The following is a 15539-nucleotide window of genomic DNA, read 5'->3' on the forward strand; positions in this document are numbered from 1 at the left end:
CAATGCCTGCGTCGCCTTGCGGCATGAATCGACAGATTTGTACCCCGCCTTTTTTTGACCTACATCAGCATATCATGGCATTGTTAACGCTGTGTAAAAAATTACGGATTTTCCTGAAGCACCGGCAGTTCGACGCTAAAAGTGCTGCCGACGCCGAGTTCGCTCTCGACCGAGATCGAGCCGCGGTGCAGTTCGACCAGATGTTTAACGATCGACAGGCCAAGCCCCGTTCCGCCCGAACTTCTCGAACGCGCTTTGTCCACCCGGTAGAACCGTTCGAAAATGCGCGGCAGATCTTTTTTGGGAATGCCGATTCCGTTGTCCGCGATGCTGAACCGTACCCGTTCGTCTTCGTATTCCCCGTCCGCGAACTCTTCGACCTTGATCACGATCCGGCCGCCTTCCGGCGTATAGCTCACCCCGTTGCCGACCAGGTTGATAAAAATTTGCCTCAGCCGGTCTTCGTCCGCTTCGATGAACAGCTCCTCGGGCACGTTGAGCCGAATCTCGATCCGCTTGTGTTCGGCCGCGCCTTCGAGCACTTTGCTCACCGATTCGAACAGCGTCAGCACGTGCACCGGCGCGTAATCGAGCTGGATACGGCGGGATTCGATTTTGGACAAATCAAGAATGTCGCCGATCAGCCGGTTAAGCCGGTCGCCCTCGTCGTAGATGATCTTGAGGAACGAACGCGCCGTTTCTTCGTCTTTGACCCCGCCGGCCAGCAGCGTCTCGGCAAAGCCCTGAACGGCGGCGACCGGCGTCTTGAGCTCGTGGGACACGTTGGCGACGAACTCGCTGCGCATCCGTTCGAGCCGGCGAATATCGGAGATGTCCTGGAACAGGAACAGCATGCCGTGGTACGACTTGTCCCGCACCGTCATCGGCACCCCGTCGAGCGTAATGAGCCGTTCTTCCGGTACGAACAGTGTCAATTCGTCGTGCATGCGCACTTTGCGCTGCAGTCCTTCTTCAATAAAGCGCGTCAATTCGTAGAACCGTTTCAGCTCCACGTAAGGGCGCCCGACGACACGGTCCGACCGGATGCCCAGCATCCGCTGCGCCTGCCGGTTGACGAGGCCGATGTTCTCCTGCTCGTCGACCATGATGATGCCGCCGGTCATATTGTCGAGCACGTTTTGCAGCAGGCTCTCGTTGTCGCGAATCGTCAGCATCTGCGCCTGCAGGCTGTCGGCCATGTTGTCGATCGAAGCGCCGAGCTGGCCGATCTCGTCGCGGCGCATCGGACCGACCCTCGCGTCGTAATCGAGCTTCGAGATCCGGTTCGCCGTATCCATAATATGTTCGATCGGGCGTGTCAGCCCTTTGGCCAGCCGGTAGCTGACCGCCGCCGCGATCAGGAACAGCACGACGAGCGCGCTGCCCATAATGATCCAGCCGCGCTGCAGCCCTTCTTCGACGATCGCAAGGCTCATGGACAGCCGGATATACCCGTCGAAGCCGCCGTCCGAGACGATCGGAGCGGCCACGTACAGCATGTCGCGGCCGAGCGTGTCGCTATAGCGGACCGCATGCCCCGGCCGGTCCGGCCTCGACGTACGGATCTCTTCGCGGTCCAGATGGTTGTCCATCGAAGACGGATCGCTCTGCGAATCGCCGATGACCCGTCCTTCCCGGTCCACGAAAGTGACCCGCGAATCGGTCAGCTGGGCCAGCCGCCGGGCTTCGTCTTCGAAAATCGCGGGCGTGCTGGCGCTTCCTTCCGGCAGGGCCGGGAGAGCGAGCAGGTCTTCGAGCAGCGAAATCTCGCGCCCCATATATTCTTCCAGCGAGTGGATATGGGAATCGCGGAACACTTTGGCCATCGTCAAGCCGGCGGCCAAAACCGAAACGCCGACAAGCAGCAGCAAAATCAGGGTCAGGCGAGAACGAAACGGTTTCATGAATGCAGGCTCTCCTTCAGCGGGTACGGTTTGAATTTGCGTAAAACGAATTGGTGCAGCGTCGCGAGCGGCTGCTGCACGAGAATCGCGAGCACGACCGGCACGGCGGCCTGCGGCGAGAAGTAGCCGAGCGCAAGCACGAGGCCGAGCGAGTTATTGCGCATGCCGGCTGCGAACGAGACCGTGATCGACAGCTCGGGCGTCCGCTGACGCAGCAGCAGCGGCGCGTAATAGCCGAGCACGTAGCCGAACGCCACGAGCAGCAGCACCGCCGGAATGACCGACACCAGATCGCCGCGCAGCTCGTACGCGTACGGCGCGATGCCGGCCGCATTCAGCAAAATGACGAGCATGAAAAAGATTTTGGAGATCGGCAGCAGAATCGGGCCGGTCTTTTGTTTGAACGTGCCACCGGACCGTTCGTAGATGACGACGCCGAGCGCGGTCGGCACGACGACCATCAGCAGCAGGTCGCGCATCAAGCCGAGCGTGTCGAAAGAGAGCGCCGTCCCGAAAAAGAGCTGGATCAAGCCCGGTACGACGATCGGGCTGAGCGCCGAATCGAGCAGCACCATCGCAAGGCCCAGCGCCAGACTGCCGCCGGACAGCTCGATCCAGAGCACCGACGATACGCCGAGCGGAATGATCGTGAACAGCACGAGCCCGACCGTATACGGCGAGTGGGCACCGAACAACGCGCTTCCGAGCGCGAACGCCGCAAGCGGCGCGACCAGATGGCTCAGCGCAAGCGTCAGAATGATCGGCATCGGCCGCGCGAACACGTGCTTGAGATGTTCCCGGCCGCAGCCGACGCCCATCACGAACGTGATATACGCGAACAGATACGGAATGGCGGGAACGAACGGAAGAAAAGGTTTGGAAAAAATCAGGCCCATGACGAGCATCAGCGGCGTAATCCAGAACATGCCCCGGTCTACCCAACTGCTGAACGCAAGAGCCCTTTTTCTCATAAAAGAACGCCCTCGCGCTCGAATCCTGCAGTTTCCACTTGCTTTCCTTCCTTTCCGGTTTGCTATAATGGATAACGTGTCTTCCCATCTTACCACAAAGTCCAACGGCCGAAAGTCGCCGACCGCGCAAAAGAAAGGGTGCCTCCATTGACCACTTATCCGTTCTCCGCTTATTTATACCGCCTGAAGCATATCAAACGCTGGAGCCTCATGCGCAGCACGATGACCGAAAACGTCGCCGAGCATTCGTATCACGTGGCCCTGCTGTCGCATCTGCTGTGCACGATCGGCAACGAACTGTACGGCAAGTCGCTCAACGCCGACCGCGCCGCGACGCTTGCCCTGTTCCACGACGCGCCGGAAGTGTTCACCGGCGATATTCCGACTCCCGTCAAACATCATAACGAGACGCTGCTGAACAATTTCCGCCTGATCGAACAGATGGGCGCGCAGCGCTTGACCGATATGGCGCCCGAACCGCTTCAGCCGGTGTACGCCGCGCTGATTGGCACGACCGAACCGAGCGAGGAAGACAAGCGGCTGCATACCTATGTCAAAGCGGCCGACCGGATCGACGCGTATCTCAAGTGCGCGTGGGAAGTCGCGGCCGGCAACCGCGAGTTCGCGGTTGCCAAGCAGCAGACCGAAGAGAAGCTGGCCGAATCGGCCATGCCGGAAGTCGAATATTTCCTCAAGCACCTCGCTCCGGCGTTCGAGATGACGCTCGACGAGCTGTCCACGCAGATGGGCGAACAGGCCGATCGGCCCGAGATTCGCTAAGCGCCGCGATCCTGTTTGTGCGGCACACCCAAAACGTCCCGGCTTCGCGCGCATGCGCAAAACCGGGACGTTTTTTTGCCGTTGCCTATTGGGTTCGGGCTTCGTTCATTTATTGATTCGTGTATGGATTCGTGCGTTCATTCATTTATTCATTCGCGCGAGCGTACGCCGGAGCGGGATCGCATTACCCGTTGACGACTTCGCCGCCGTTCACGTGAATGATCTGGCCGCTGACGTACGAGGCGTCGGACGAAGCGAGGTACACATAAGCCGGTCCGAGCTCCGAAGGCTGGCCCATCCGGCCAAGCGGCTGCGATTCGCCGAACGATTCGACTTTCTCTTCCGGGAACGTCGACGGAATGAGCGGCGTCCAGATCGGACCCGGCGCCACGCCGTTGACCCGGATCTTCTTCTCCGCCAGGTTCATGGACAGCGAGCGGGTGAAGCTCACGATCGCGCCTTTGGTCGAAGAGTAGTCCAGCAGCTGCGGGCTGCCGCGGTACGCGGTGATCGACGTCGTGTTGATGACCGAGCTGCCTTCCTTCAAATGCGGCAGCGCCGCTTTGGTCAGGAAGAACATGCCGAAGATGTTCGTGCGGAACGTCCGCTCCAGCTGATCCGCCGTAATGTCGGTCAACGATTCCTGCGGATGCTGCTCGCCCGCATTGTTGACGACGATATCGAGCTTGCCGAACTTTTCGATCACGCGCTTGACGGCTTCCTGCGAGAACGCTTCGTCGCCGAGATCGCCGACAAGCAGCAGGCACTCCCGGCCTTCCGCTTCGACGAGGCGCTTCGTTTCTTCCGCGTCTCCGTGTTCGCTGAAATACAGCACGGCGACGTCGGCGCCTTCGCGGGCGTAATGGACGGCGACGGCGCGGCCGATGCCGCTGTCTCCCCCGGTCACGATCGCGGTCATGCCTTCGAGCTTGCCCGCGGCTTTATAAGTCGGAGAGATATACTCCGGTGTTGGCGTCATGTCCGATTCCGAACCGTGTCCCTCCAGCTGTTGGGCAGGCGGACTTTGCGGCTTGGTCTCGTTCGATTTCTGTTCGTTGGTTGGCATTGTCGAAAACTCCCTTCGCGTAGGTCTTAGGCGGTCTTCAGCTTCCGTCTCATACTTACCACCGTCGGCAAAAGACAAAACGGTTGCACCCAAAATAGGTAAATATTTTAACTCCCGATCACTTCGCCGCCGTTCACGTGGATGATCTGACCGCTCACGTAAGACGAATCGGCCGAAGCGAGATAGACGTAGGCCGGTCCGAGATCGGACGGCTGTCCGACGCGGCCGAGCGGCTGATTCCCGCCGAACTCGGCTACCTCGTCCGCCGGATAGGTCGACGGAATAAGCGGCGTCCAGATCGGACCCGGCGCCACGCCGTTGACCCGGATCTTCTGCTCCGCCAGGTTCATCGACAGCGAGCGGGTGAAGCTTACGATCGCGCCTTTGGTCGACGAATAATCGAGCAGTCCCGCGTTGCCCCGATACGCATTGACGGAAGTCGTGTTGATGATCGACGCGCCTTCCGTCAGATGTGGCAGCGCCGCTTTGGTCAGATAGAACATCGCAAAAATGTTCGTGCGGAACGTACGCTCCAGCTGTTCGGCCGTAATATCGGTCAACGACTGCTGCGGATGCTGCTCGGCCGCGTTGTTGACGACGATATCGATCCGCCCGAACTTGTCCAGCGTCCGCTTGACGCTCTCCTGCGCAAACGACTCTTCGCCGAGATCGCCGCTCAGCAGCAGGCAGCTGCGGCCTTCCGCTTGCACCAGCCTTTTCGTTTCTTCCGCGTCTTCATGCTGCTTGAGGTAGACGATCGCCACGTCGGCGCCTTCCCGCGCATAATGCACGGCGACGGACCGGCCGATGCCGCTGTCTCCTCCCGTGATGATCGCCGTCATCCCGGCCAGTTTGCCTGCCGCTTTGTACGTATCGGAGATCACGATCGGCTTCGGCGTCATCTCCCGCTCGCTGCCGTGCGAATCCTGCTTTTGCTGCTGCGCCGGCGGCGTCGAAATTTCCTGCTGCTTCCCGGACATGCCAACACTCCTTTCGCAAAACGGTTATGCACCCCATTACCACCTTCCCCGGGCAGCCAAACCCTGTTCGGCAAAATCGGACGACCTGCCCAGCCACTTTCTTTCCCTGCAAAAAGCGAGCCAAACAGCAAAAAAAAGCGCCGCGCTGCCGGTCGCAGGACCGCAGCGGGCGCTTGAATCTGTTTCTAGTTCGACGATCCGGAAGCCACGATCGAGATGACGGCGCGCACCGAATCGGCCGATTTGTCGAGCGCCGCCTGTTCTTCGGCCGTCAGCTCCAGCTCGAACACTTTCTCGATCCCGCCGCCGCCGAGTACTGCCGGCACGCCGAGGAACAAATCGCGGTAGCCGTATTCGCCTTCGAGCAGCGCGATGACCGGCAGAACCCGCTTCTTGTCTTTGAGAATCGCTTCGGCCATCTGCACGAGCGAAGCGGCCGGCGCGTAATACGCGCTGCCGCTGCCGAGCAGGTTGACGATCTCTCCGCCGCCGACCCGCGTGCGCTGCACGATTTCCGCGATCCGCTCTTTGGAGATCAGCGATTCGATCGGGATGCCGCCGACGCTGGAATACCGAACGAGAGGCACCATGTCGTCGCCGTGTCCGCCCAGCACGAAGCCGCGCACGTCTTCGACCGAGACATTCAGTTCCTCGGCGATAAACGTGCAGTAACGCGCCGTATCGAGCACGCCCGACTGTCCGATGACCCGGTTCTTCGGAAAACCGAGCGCTTGGTACGCCGCGTAAGTCATCGCATCGACCGGATTGCTCAGAATGAGCACCGTCGTGTCGGGCGCGACGCGGCGAATCTGTTCGCAGACCGAGCGGACGATGCCCGCGTTCGTGCTGACCAAATCGTCGCGGCTCATGCCGGGCTTGCGCGCGATACCTGCCGTAATGATGACGAGGTCGGAATCCGCCGCGTCGTCGTAGTCCGACGTGCCGACGATGCGGACGTCGAAGCCCTGCACCGGCGAAGCTTCCAGCAGATCGAGCGCTTTGCCTTTGGTCGGATTTTCCAGCTGCGGAATATCGAGCAGCACGACGTCTCCCAGTTCTTTCTGCGCGATCATCAGCGCGGTCGTCGCGCCGGTGAAGCCTGCGCCGACGATCGTAATCTTTTTGCGTGCGATAGTCATGGGGGTTGTGCCTCCTCGTGTGGAATGAAATGCGCGTCTCTTCAAAAAAGAACGGGCGGAAGAAGAGCCGTTCGAGGCTCCCCTTCCGCCCGCGAGCGGTAAAGCTTACTGCATGTTGCGAATGACTTCGTCGGCGAACTCGGAGCACTTCACTTCTTTGGCGCCTTCCATCAGACGCGCGAAATCGTAAGTGACCGTTTTGTTGTTGATCGATGCTTCCAGACCTTTGTAGATCAGGTCGGCCGCTTCCTGCCAGCCCAGGTGCTCAAGCATCATAACGCCGGACAAAATGACGGAACCCGGGTTCACGACGTCTTTGTCCGCGTATTTCGGAGCCGTGCCGTGCGTCGCTTCGAAGATCGCGTGTCCGGTCACGTAGTTGATGTTGGCGCCCGGAGCGATACCGATGCCGCCGACTTGAGCCGCCAGGGCGTCGGACAGATAGTCGCCGTTCAGGTTCAGCGTCGCGATGACGTCGAAATCGGTCGGACGGGTCAGGACCTGCTGCAGCGCGATGTCCGCAATAGCGTCCTTCACGATGATCTTGCCTGCGTCTTCGGCCGCTTTTTGAGCCGCGTTCGCTGCATCCGTGCCGTCTTTTTCCTTGATTTCGTCATACTGCGCCCAAGTGAACACCTGCTCGCCGAATTCCGCTTCCGCCACTTCGTAGCCCCAGTTTTTGAAGGCGCCTTCGGTGAACTTCATGATGTTGCCTTTATGCACCAGCGTAACCGTTTTGCGGTTGTTGTCGATCGCGTATTGAACCGCTGCGCGAACGAGACGCTTGGAGCCTTCTTCGGAGACCGGCTTGATGCCGATACCGGACGTTTCCGGGAAACGGATCTTGTTGACGCCCATTTCGTTTTTCAGGAATTCCAGCACTTTTTTGACTTCTTCGCTGCCTTCCTGATATTCGATGCCGGCATAGATGTCTTCCGTGTTTTCGCGGAAAATGACCATGTCGACCAGTTCGGGACGCTTCACCGGCGAAGGCACGCCGTCGAAGTAACGAACCGGGCGCAGGCATACGTACAGGTCGAGTTCCTGGCGCAGCGCCACGTTAAGCGAACGAATGCCGCCGCCGATTGGCGTCGTCAGAGGTCCCTTGATCGCTACGATATATTGACGGATAGCAGTCAGCGTGTCGGTCGGCAGCCACTCTCCGTATGTATTAAACGCTTTCTCTCCCGCGAACACTTCGTACCAAGCCAGCTTTTTCTCGCCGCCGTACGCTTTTTCCACGGCTGCGTCGAATACGCGCTTGGAAGCTTTCCAGATGTCGCGGCCTGTGCCGTCGCCTTCGATAAACGGAATGATCGGGTTGTTCGGAACGACGAGCGTTCCGTCTTGGATCTGAATTTGTTCTCCCTCAGTCGGTGCGGCGAATTTTTCCAATTTAGACATGAATGGAATTCCTCCTTCGAAGTGTTGGTACGGTTCGGGGCATGCCGTGCATGACGAACGTGCGCCCGCAATCTTTTCCATTGTAGCTTATGACGGACGAATTTTGAACAAAACGCGAACCTTATGCCGAAAAAAAACCGCCCGTCGCCTCAAAAGCTTCCGGGCGGTGTGGAGAACGCTTAACGCTGCGCGATCGGCACGTACGTCAGATCCAGCTCGCCCACGTACTCGGCGCGCGGCCGGATCAGGCGGTTGTCTTCGTACTGCTCCAAAATGTGCGCGGTCCATCCCGATACACGGCTGATCGCGAAGATCGGCGTGAACAGGTTGCGCGAAATGCCGAGCAGCGTATAGACGGAAGCGGAGTAGAAGTCGACGTTCGGCTTCAGCCCTTTTTGCGAAGTGACCAGGTCTTCGACCTTGACGGACATTTCGTACAGCGACAGGTCGCCTTTGGCTTCGCCCAGACGGCGGGACATCTCCATCAGATGCTTCGCGCGCGGATCGCCGTTTTTGTAGACGCGATGGCCGAAGCCCATGATTTTGACTTTGTTGTCCAGCTTGCCCTGGATATAGCTCTCCACGTTATCGGGAGAACCGATCTCTTCGAGCATGCGCATGACCGCTTCGTTGGCGCCGCCGTGCAGCGGGCCTTTGAGCGCGCCGATCGCCGACGTCACACCCGAATAAATGTCCGACAGCGTCGCTACCGTAACGCGCGAAGCGAACGTCGAAGCGTTCAATTCGTGGTCGGCATGCAGCACGAGCGCTTTGTCCAGCGCTTCGACCGCCGTCTGCTCCGGCACTTCGCCGCTCATCATATAGAGGAAGTTCTCGGTCAGCCCGAGATCCGGCTTCGGCGCGATCGGCTCCTCTCCCTTGGCAATACGGGCCAGCGCGGCTACTACAGTCGGGAGCTGGGCCTGCAGGCGTTCGGCTTTGGTCACGTTCGATTCGCGGGTCATCTCGTCGGCATCGGCGTCGTAGAGAGCCAGGCCGGACACCGCCGTACGCAGAGCCGCCATCATGTTCATGTCTTTCGGGTACAACTTCATCTGTTCGATCAAGGGAGCCGGAATCGCGGCATACTGCTGCAGATTGCTTCTCAGCTGCGCCAGCTGCTCTTCGTTCGGAAGCGCACCGTGCCAGAGCAGATAGGCGACTTCGTCAAAAGAAGCGTTCTCGGCCAGATCGTCGATGTTATACCCCCGGTATGTAAGCACACCGTCCACGATCGAACTGATCGAGGAAGTTGCGGCTACAATCCCTTCAAGACCTTTAGTCGCTGTCATCGTACATCTCTCCTTTTTGAATGGGACGGATAAATGCAGGCGGTAACTCTTGTCCGTTGACCGCGTCAAATGTTCGGTTCATCGACTGCCTATGTCGCTTCATGGAAGCTCGGATCATCCTGTCGAACAAAAATTGAGACTCGGCCAACGAACTGGGGGCACGCGATGTGTTTGCAACCCGCAGACCGTCGAAAGCCTTCGGATTTGAAACACAACCCAACCTTTTGTAACCGTTTTTAACGTTCGGCAAACGGTTGGGCCCCCGGTCTTGGCATCCTGCGGGAAAATAACAAGTCAGAATGCATTCCTTCTTGAACATCATACCTGATTTTGTCATTTTTTTGAACGTTTCCGTTTGTTAACCGGGATCAAAATGTTTTATCGGGGCGATAAGTGCATGTTGTAACCCCTTACAGTGATATATGTTACAGGAGGGAGCAAGCGTTTGCAAGTTCAAACGGCATTCGATTTCACGCCAAAAACCGTCCGCAGCATGCGGACGGTCCCGTGCGGCGGCTCGCCGATCAGCGCCGGTTAAAAGTAATATTGCCTTTTTTCATCCGTTTCTCGATCCAGCGCATGGCGGCGCGGTGGTAGAGCGGACGGGTCAGCGGGAAGACGAGCGTGATGCCGATCAGGTCGGTAATGAATCCCGGTGCGACGAGCAGCGCGCCTCCGGCCATGATGCAGACGCCGTCGACCAGTTTGCGGCCGGGCGGCTGCCCGCTTTCGGCCAGCAGTTTGAGATCGTTCATCGCTTTGCGTCCTTCGAACTGGACCATGGCGATACCGATGACGGTCGTGGCAAGCGCAAGCACCAGCGTTTTGAAAAAGCCGAAATATTCGATCAGCCAAGCGAAGGCGGCCGCCTCCACGACAACGGCGAGAATAAACAGCAGCGCCATTCTATTTTTCATCCGGATGTCCCCCTTCTTGTCGATTCGCCGGCTTCGGGTCGGAGATCCACTCCGCAAGCCGGGCATAGACTTCCGGCGCCGCTTTGCTCAGGCGGGCCGGCTTCCAGTCGGCGTTCAACCAGACATGCTCGGTCATGCCGAGATTGAGCAGCGTGCCGGGCAGCGGCGCTTCTTCGCCGAAGCCCGCCGGTTCGGCGCTCCAAGCCTCCCCTTGTTCGCAGCGGCGAATCTCGTATTCGTACTCCAGGCGCAGCGGCGAAAATCCGCTGATGCGCACGTAGATCCAGACGCGATCGTCGTAGCGGGCCGGCTGGACGAAGCGCGAGCGCACGTCGATCACCGGCAGATACAGGCCGTGCTCTTCGATCTGCCTGTAGGACAGCCCGATCGAGCGGATCATCTCGGTGCGTCCGATCTCGAACCAGTTCAAATAATTGGCGTGATAGACCACGCCCATTTTGTCCGTTTCCTGATAGCGCACGTTCAAGCCGGTCCGGAACCAGGGGCTCCGCCGCTGCTCCCGCTGCGCTGCCGAATTGCTGTCGGTCATGCCTGTCCACTCCTTGTAATCAGACGAAAGCCCCGGATAAATCCTGGGTCCTCCGTCTTAAGCCTTGTCTGTTTATTGTATACGAAAAGGGTACTCCATTGCCAATGCGTACGCTTCGCCGAACGCTGGGCGAAAGCAAAACAAAAAGCTGCCCGCAAGCGGGCAGCTTTTCTCCTAGGAACGGCTTAGTGAACTTGATCGACCTTGATCAGGTTCGTCGAACCGGAACGGCCCAGCGGTACGCCGGCCGTGATTACGACCAGATCGCCTTCATGCACGATACCGGAATTTTTCGCGCCCTGAATAGCGCTCTCGAACAATTCGTCGGTCGTTTCGGCAATTTCGCCTTTGACCGGGATAACGCCCCAGGCAAGAGCGAGACGACGAAGCGTTTGCTCCTGCGTCGTAACCGCGATGATCGGAGCGACCGGACGGTATTTGGAGATCATGCGAGCCGTCGTACCCGTTTGGGTCGAAGTCACGATCGCTTTGACGTCCAGATTCCATGCCGCGTGAGCGACCGATTGGCTGATCGACTCGGTAACGGATTTTTGCTGCGCTTCGCTTTGTTTTTTCAGGATTTCGCGGTTGGCCATGGCGGACTCCGCTTTTTCCGCGATGCGGGACATCGTCTGTACCGATTCTACCGGGTATTTGCCGGCAGCCGTCTCGCCGGACAGCATGATCGCGTCGGTGCCGTCGAGGATGGCGTTGGCCACGTCGCTCGCTTCGGCGCGCGTCGGGCGCGGGTTGCGCTGCATGGAGTCGAGCATTTGCGTAGCCGTGATAACCGGTTTGCCGGCACGGTTGCACTTCTCGATCATTTGCTTTTGCACCAGCGGCACTTCTTCGGCCGGGATTTCGACGCCGAGGTCGCCGCGGGCAACCATCAGGCCGTCGGATACTTCAAGGATTTCGTCGAGGTTGTCGACGCCTTCCTGGTTTTCGATTTTGGAGATGATCTGGATATGCTCGGCGTCATGCTTTTTCAGCAGTTCGCGAATTTCCAGCACGTCGCTCGCTTTGCGTACGAACGAAGCGGCGATGAAGTCTACGCCCTGTTGGATACCGAAAACGATATCGTTCGTATCCTTCTCGGTGATGCCCGGCAGCGAGATGCTGACGCCCGGTACGTTTACGCCTTTGCGGCTTTTGATTTGTCCGCCGTTAACGATGCGGCATTTGATTTCCGTGCCCGCAACTTCGGTAACGGTCAGGCCGATCAGGCCGTCGTCGATCAGGATCGTGGAGCCGACCGATACGTCTTTTGGAAGATCGACGTAGGACACGGACAGACGGTCTTTGTCGCCGGCGATTTCTTCGGTCGTCAGCGTGATGAACTCGTCTTCGACCAGGTCAAGCGGCTCGACGGCGATTTTGCCGGTACGGATCTCCGGACCTTTGGTGTCAAGCAGCAGGGCAACGCTCTTGCCGAGCTCCTGGCACGCTTGACGAATATTTTTAACGCGGTTGCCGTGCTCTTCGAAGTCACCGTGGGAGAAGTTCATTCGAGCGACGTTCATGCCCGCCATGATCAGTTTTTTCGTGTTTTCCAGCGATTCGCTTGCCGGACCGATTGTACATACGATTTTTGTTTTACGCATTTGGGTTCCTCCGTTTTTTGATCTCTGGGATCTCTGCTTGAGCCTCTCGGGGAGACTCTCTCTGTCGACTAGCGGTTCCAAACCGGATATTCATACGCACCCTTCCGCTTTACCGCACAAAAAGAGATCGGCACGCGGTGCACCGACCTCTGTGATACGCATTTGGAAGTCGGTTTTCGGATGGTTATAAAATCCTCACCAACAATTAAATCTACACTAAAAACGCGGTTTTGTATAGGTTTTTAAAGTAAAAACTGATCAAGAGTTCGGTAAAGGCCGTTCGGAAGCGTATTGTCCGATCTTGCGGAATTTTTCGTACCGTCCCGCGATCAGCGCGTCGGCGTCGAGATGCCCGATTTCGTCCAGATGGCGTCCCAGCGCGTCGCGGATCGCAAGACCGGTCGCTTCGTAATCGCGGTGCGCCCCGCCCTTCGGCTCGGGAATCACTTCTTCGATGATCTTGAATTCCAGCAGATCGGGCGCGGTAATCTTCATCGCTTCCGCCGCCTGATCGGCTTTGGACGCGTCTTTCCACAAGATCGAAGCCGCGCCGTTCGGCGAAATGACCGAATAGATCGCGTTCTCGAGCATCAGCACGCGGTTGCCTACGCCTACGGCAATCGCGCCGCCGCTGCCGCCTTCGCCGATCACGATGCAGACGACCGGCACTTTGAGCATCGCCATCTCCATCATGCTGCGGGCGATCGCTTCCGATTGGCCGCGTTCTTCGGCCGTATTGCCGGGATAAGCGCCTTTGGTATCGATAAACGTGACGATCGGACGGCCGAACTTCTCCGCCTGCTTCATCAGGCGCTGCGCTTTGCGATAGCCTTCCGGGTGGGGACTGCCGAAGAAACGCGCGATGTTGTCTTTGGTATCCTTGCCGCGCTGGTGGCCGATGACCGTCACCGGACGGCCGCCAAACCGGGCGATGCCGCCCACGATCGCCATGTCGTCGCCGAACATCCGGTCGCCGTGCAGTTCGACGAAGTCGGTGAACACGTACGGAATCAGGTCGAGCGTCGTCGGACGCTGGTGATGGCGCGCCAGGTGCATCTTCTGCGCCGGCGTCACATTGGTGTAAATATCCTGCTGCAGCTCGGTGTAGCGTTCTTCCAGGCGGGAGATTTCATCGCTGAAATCGATCCCTTTTTCCTGTCCGAAATGCTTGAGCTCGTCGATCTTCTTGCGCAGCTCTACAAGAGGCTGCTCAAACGCCAATTCTCCCGCCATCCGTCTAGAGCTCCTCCTTTTTACTGTGCATGCCGATCAGTTTGCCCAGCATCGTTTTCATTTCTTTGCGGTGCACGACCAGATCGAGCTGTCCGTGCTGCATATTGAACTCCGCCGTCTGGAAATCGTCCGGCAGTTTTTGGCGAATGGTCTGTTCGATAACGAGACGTCCGGCAAAGCCGAAGTTCGTGCTCGGCTCGGCGATGATGACGTCTCCGAGCATGGAGAAGCTCGCCGACACGCCGCCCATCGTCGGATCGGTGATGACGGACAGGTAAAGCCCGCCCTTTTCCGAGAATTGGCCCAGCGCCGCGCTCGTCTTCGCCATCTGCATCAGGCTGAAGATGCTCTCCTGCATCCGGGCTCCGCCCGAAGTCGAGAAGATGATCAGCGGCAGGCCGTACTGCCCGGCATGCTCGATGATCCGCGTGATCTTCTCGCCGACCGCCGAACCCATGCTGCCGCTGAAAAAGTCGAAACTCATGACGGCGACCGCGACCGGTTGGCCGTGAATCGCGCCTTCTCCGGTCACGACCGCCTCCTTCAGCCCCGACTTCAGCTTCTGCTCCGCCAATTTGCCGGCATACCCGGGAAATTCGAGCGGATCGATCGACACGACGTCGCCGTCGCGTTCGACGAAGCTGCCTTCGTCGAGCGTCATCGCGATGCGCTCCATGGCGTTCAAGCGCATATGGTGGCCGCAGGACGTGCACACTTTGAGGTTTTTCTCCAGCTCTTTGCTGTATTGGATCGCGCCGCACTTGCTGCATTTATTCATGAGCCCTTCCGGGATCTCCCGTTTCGGACGCGGCTGCGTTTCCGCTTCGCCGCCTCCGGCGCTGCGATCGGAAGGAAGGGTTGCGTACTTTCTTTTTTTCTGAAATAAATCCTTGAACACCACTACACCTCTTCAGCCGTTATTTGGCGGGCCTCGCCTTGAAGGTCGATCTGAGCATACGCGCGGCTCGCGCGCTTCGATCCCGAACGCAAACGGCGGGGATCAGGAATACAAAATACAATTCAGCACTTCCTGGATCTCGTCGAGCTCGCCGGAAGGAACCAGAATCTCGAACTGCTGCTTGGACATGTCGAGGGGACGGACTTTGACGAGAAATCCTTCTTCAGTCAGCCTGTGCCGAAGCTTCTCCGCCAACCTGGCGGTAGAGGCGATATAAATCACCGTCCACATGAACAACCCTGTCCCCCTTGTCGATGCCCGGATGAACCCGTTTCCTCTGCATAATGGCTTAATGATAACATAAGGCTGTTTTTTTTAGCAACAGAATCGGACGCGCGAAGAAACCGGGCTTCCGCATCCCCCGATGCGAAAACCCGGTCCGGGGCTTTCCGTACCGCCTGCGCGGCCTATTTGACGCGTACGGTTCCTCCGCCGAGCAGGTTCTCCATCTGCGTCACCAGCTCGTCCGTCGGCTCGATCCGGTACGCGTCGCTCAGCGCGATGAGCTTCTGCGTATCTTCATAGAAGAGCAGCGTCGGCATCGAGCCCGGATGGCTTTGCAGCATCTGCTTGAGCGTCTCCAGCATCTCCGGATTGCGGCGGTCGGCCGCGATCTTGACGAAGACGCGCGGCGTCTTCGCGTCCGGAGACGCCGACGCGGGCGGCGCGGAAGGCGCGGCCGCGGCAGGGCGTGTACCCGGCCGGGCGGGCGGCGAGCCGGCGCCGCCGGAAGGCCTGCGC

General features: G+C 58.8%; 15 protein-coding genes. 1 reads left to right on the top strand and 14 read right to left on the bottom strand.

Annotated elements, in window-relative coordinates; translation table 11 throughout:
- Window positions 1-101 precede the first annotated feature (101 nt).
- On the bottom strand, window positions 102-1904 hold the full coding sequence (gene pnpS / locus FTE24_RS20960; RefSeq protein ID WP_150231307.1) for a two-component system histidine kinase PnpS: 1803 nt from the start codon (window positions 1902-1904) through the stop codon (window positions 102-104).
- A complete protein-coding gene (locus FTE24_RS20965; protein WP_150231309.1) occupies window positions 1901-2875 on the bottom strand; it encodes a bile acid:sodium symporter family protein in 975 nt (324 codons plus the stop codon). Before FTE24_RS20965 ends, pnpS begins: the two co-directional genes overlap by 4 nt.
- A 210-nt stretch (window positions 2876-3085) precedes the next feature.
- Between FTE24_RS20965 and yfbR the strand changes: the two genes are divergently transcribed.
- Window positions 3086-3655: a 5'-deoxynucleotidase gene (gene yfbR / locus FTE24_RS20970; RefSeq protein ID WP_237401881.1), complete on the top strand. Its 570-nt coding sequence runs from the start codon at window positions 3086-3088 to the stop codon at window positions 3653-3655.
- A gap of 184 nt (window positions 3656-3839) precedes the next feature.
- Here the strand turns inward: yfbR and FTE24_RS20975 are convergent, their stop codons facing one another.
- From FTE24_RS20975 to FTE24_RS21030, 12 genes are all read right to left on the bottom strand, one after another.
- Entirely contained in the window at window positions 3840-4721 is an 882-nt protein-coding gene (locus FTE24_RS20975) for an SDR family oxidoreductase (protein WP_150231314.1), read from the bottom strand.
- A 107-nt stretch (window positions 4722-4828) separates the two neighbouring features.
- Window positions 4829-5701 carry an SDR family oxidoreductase gene (locus FTE24_RS20980; protein ID WP_150231316.1) on the bottom strand — a complete coding sequence of 291 codons (873 nt, stop codon included), beginning with the start codon at window positions 5699-5701 and terminating at the stop codon, window positions 4829-4831.
- 185 nt (window positions 5702-5886) lie between these two features.
- Entirely contained in the window at window positions 5887-6840 is a 954-nt protein-coding gene (gene mdh, locus FTE24_RS20985; protein ID WP_150231318.1) for a malate dehydrogenase, read from the bottom strand.
- Window positions 6841-6945: 105 nt separating this feature from the next.
- Complete coding sequence (icd, locus tag FTE24_RS20990) at window positions 6946-8244, bottom strand: NADP-dependent isocitrate dehydrogenase (RefSeq protein ID WP_141449112.1); 1299 nt, start codon at window positions 8242-8244, stop codon at window positions 6946-6948.
- Between the two features lie 179 nt (window positions 8245-8423).
- Window positions 8424-9536, bottom strand: a complete 1113-nt coding sequence (gene citZ / locus FTE24_RS20995) for a citrate synthase (protein WP_150231320.1) — start codon at window positions 9534-9536, stop codon at window positions 8424-8426.
- A 524-nt stretch (window positions 9537-10060) separates the two neighbouring features.
- The gene (locus tag FTE24_RS21000) at window positions 10061-10453 is read right to left on the bottom strand and encodes an FxsA family protein (protein ID WP_150231322.1); all 393 of its coding nucleotides are present in this window, start codon (window positions 10451-10453) and stop codon (window positions 10061-10063) included.
- Window positions 10443-11003, bottom strand: coding sequence for an acyl-CoA thioesterase (locus FTE24_RS21005; protein WP_150231324.1), 561 nt, complete (start codon window positions 11001-11003; stop codon window positions 10443-10445). The genes FTE24_RS21000 and FTE24_RS21005 overlap by 11 nt, the downstream gene beginning before the upstream one ends.
- A 185-nt stretch (window positions 11004-11188) precedes the next feature.
- A complete protein-coding gene (gene pyk / locus FTE24_RS21010; protein WP_141449108.1) occupies window positions 11189-12607 on the bottom strand; it encodes a pyruvate kinase in 1419 nt (472 codons plus the stop codon).
- Window positions 12608-12865: 258 nt separating this feature from the next.
- Window positions 12866-13840 carry an acetyl-CoA carboxylase carboxyltransferase subunit alpha gene (locus tag FTE24_RS21015; RefSeq protein ID WP_150231327.1) on the bottom strand — a complete coding sequence of 325 codons (975 nt, stop codon included), beginning with the start codon at window positions 13838-13840 and terminating at the stop codon, window positions 12866-12868.
- Window positions 13841-13844: 4 nt separating this feature from the next.
- The gene (accD, locus tag FTE24_RS21020) at window positions 13845-14738 is read right to left on the bottom strand and encodes an acetyl-CoA carboxylase, carboxyltransferase subunit beta (protein WP_150231329.1); all 894 of its coding nucleotides are present in this window, start codon (window positions 14736-14738) and stop codon (window positions 13845-13847) included.
- 102 nt (window positions 14739-14840) lie between these two features.
- Window positions 14841-15029 (bottom strand): glutamate decarboxylase, encoded by a 189-nt coding sequence (locus tag FTE24_RS21025; protein WP_150231331.1) that lies wholly within the window; start codon window positions 15027-15029, stop codon window positions 14841-14843.
- A 176-nt stretch (window positions 15030-15205) separates the two neighbouring features.
- Window positions 15206-15539: hypothetical protein (locus tag FTE24_RS21030; protein WP_202111945.1), on the bottom strand; the 334-nt coding region annotated here is incomplete at its 5' end.

The organism is Saccharibacillus sp. WB 17 (genome assembly GCF_008634075.2).
Classification (GTDB): Bacteria; Bacillota; Bacilli; order Paenibacillales; family Paenibacillaceae; genus Saccharibacillus; species Saccharibacillus brassicae.

Coding starts and splice junctions, on each gene's coding strand:
- pnpS (WP_150231307.1), bottom strand. CDS start 1,904: ATGAAACCGTTTCGTTCTCGCCTGACCCTGATTTTGCTGCTGCTTGTC.
- FTE24_RS20965 (WP_150231309.1), bottom strand. CDS start 2,875: ATGAGAAAAAGGGCTCTTGCGTTCAGCAGTTGGGTAGACCGGGGCATG.
- yfbR (WP_237401881.1), top strand. CDS start 3,086: ATGCGCAGCACGATGACCGAAAACGTCGCCGAGCATTCGTATCACGTG.
- FTE24_RS20975 (WP_150231314.1), bottom strand. CDS start 4,721: ATGCCAACCAACGAACAGAAATCGAACGAGACCAAGCCGCAAAGTCCG.
- FTE24_RS20980 (WP_150231316.1), bottom strand. CDS start 5,701: ATGTCCGGGAAGCAGCAGGAAATTTCGACGCCGCCGGCGCAGCAGCAA.
- mdh (WP_150231318.1), bottom strand. CDS start 6,840: ATGACTATCGCACGCAAAAAGATTACGATCGTCGGCGCAGGCTTCACC.
- icd (WP_141449112.1), bottom strand. CDS start 8,244: ATGTCTAAATTGGAAAAATTCGCCGCACCGACTGAGGGAGAACAAATT.
- citZ (WP_150231320.1), bottom strand. CDS start 9,536: ATGACAGCGACTAAAGGTCTTGAAGGGATTGTAGCCGCAACTTCCTCG.
- FTE24_RS21000 (WP_150231322.1), bottom strand. CDS start 10,453: ATGAAAAATAGAATGGCGCTGCTGTTTATTCTCGCCGTTGTCGTGGAG.
- FTE24_RS21005 (WP_150231324.1), bottom strand. CDS start 11,003: ATGACCGACAGCAATTCGGCAGCGCAGCGGGAGCAGCGGCGGAGCCCC.
- pyk (WP_141449108.1), bottom strand. CDS start 12,607: ATGCGTAAAACAAAAATCGTATGTACAATCGGTCCGGCAAGCGAATCG.
- FTE24_RS21015 (WP_150231327.1), bottom strand. CDS start 13,840: ATGGCGGGAGAATTGGCGTTTGAGCAGCCTCTTGTAGAGCTGCGCAAG.
- FTE24_RS21025 (WP_150231331.1), bottom strand. CDS start 15,029: ATGTGGACGGTGATTTATATCGCCTCTACCGCCAGGTTGGCGGAGAAG.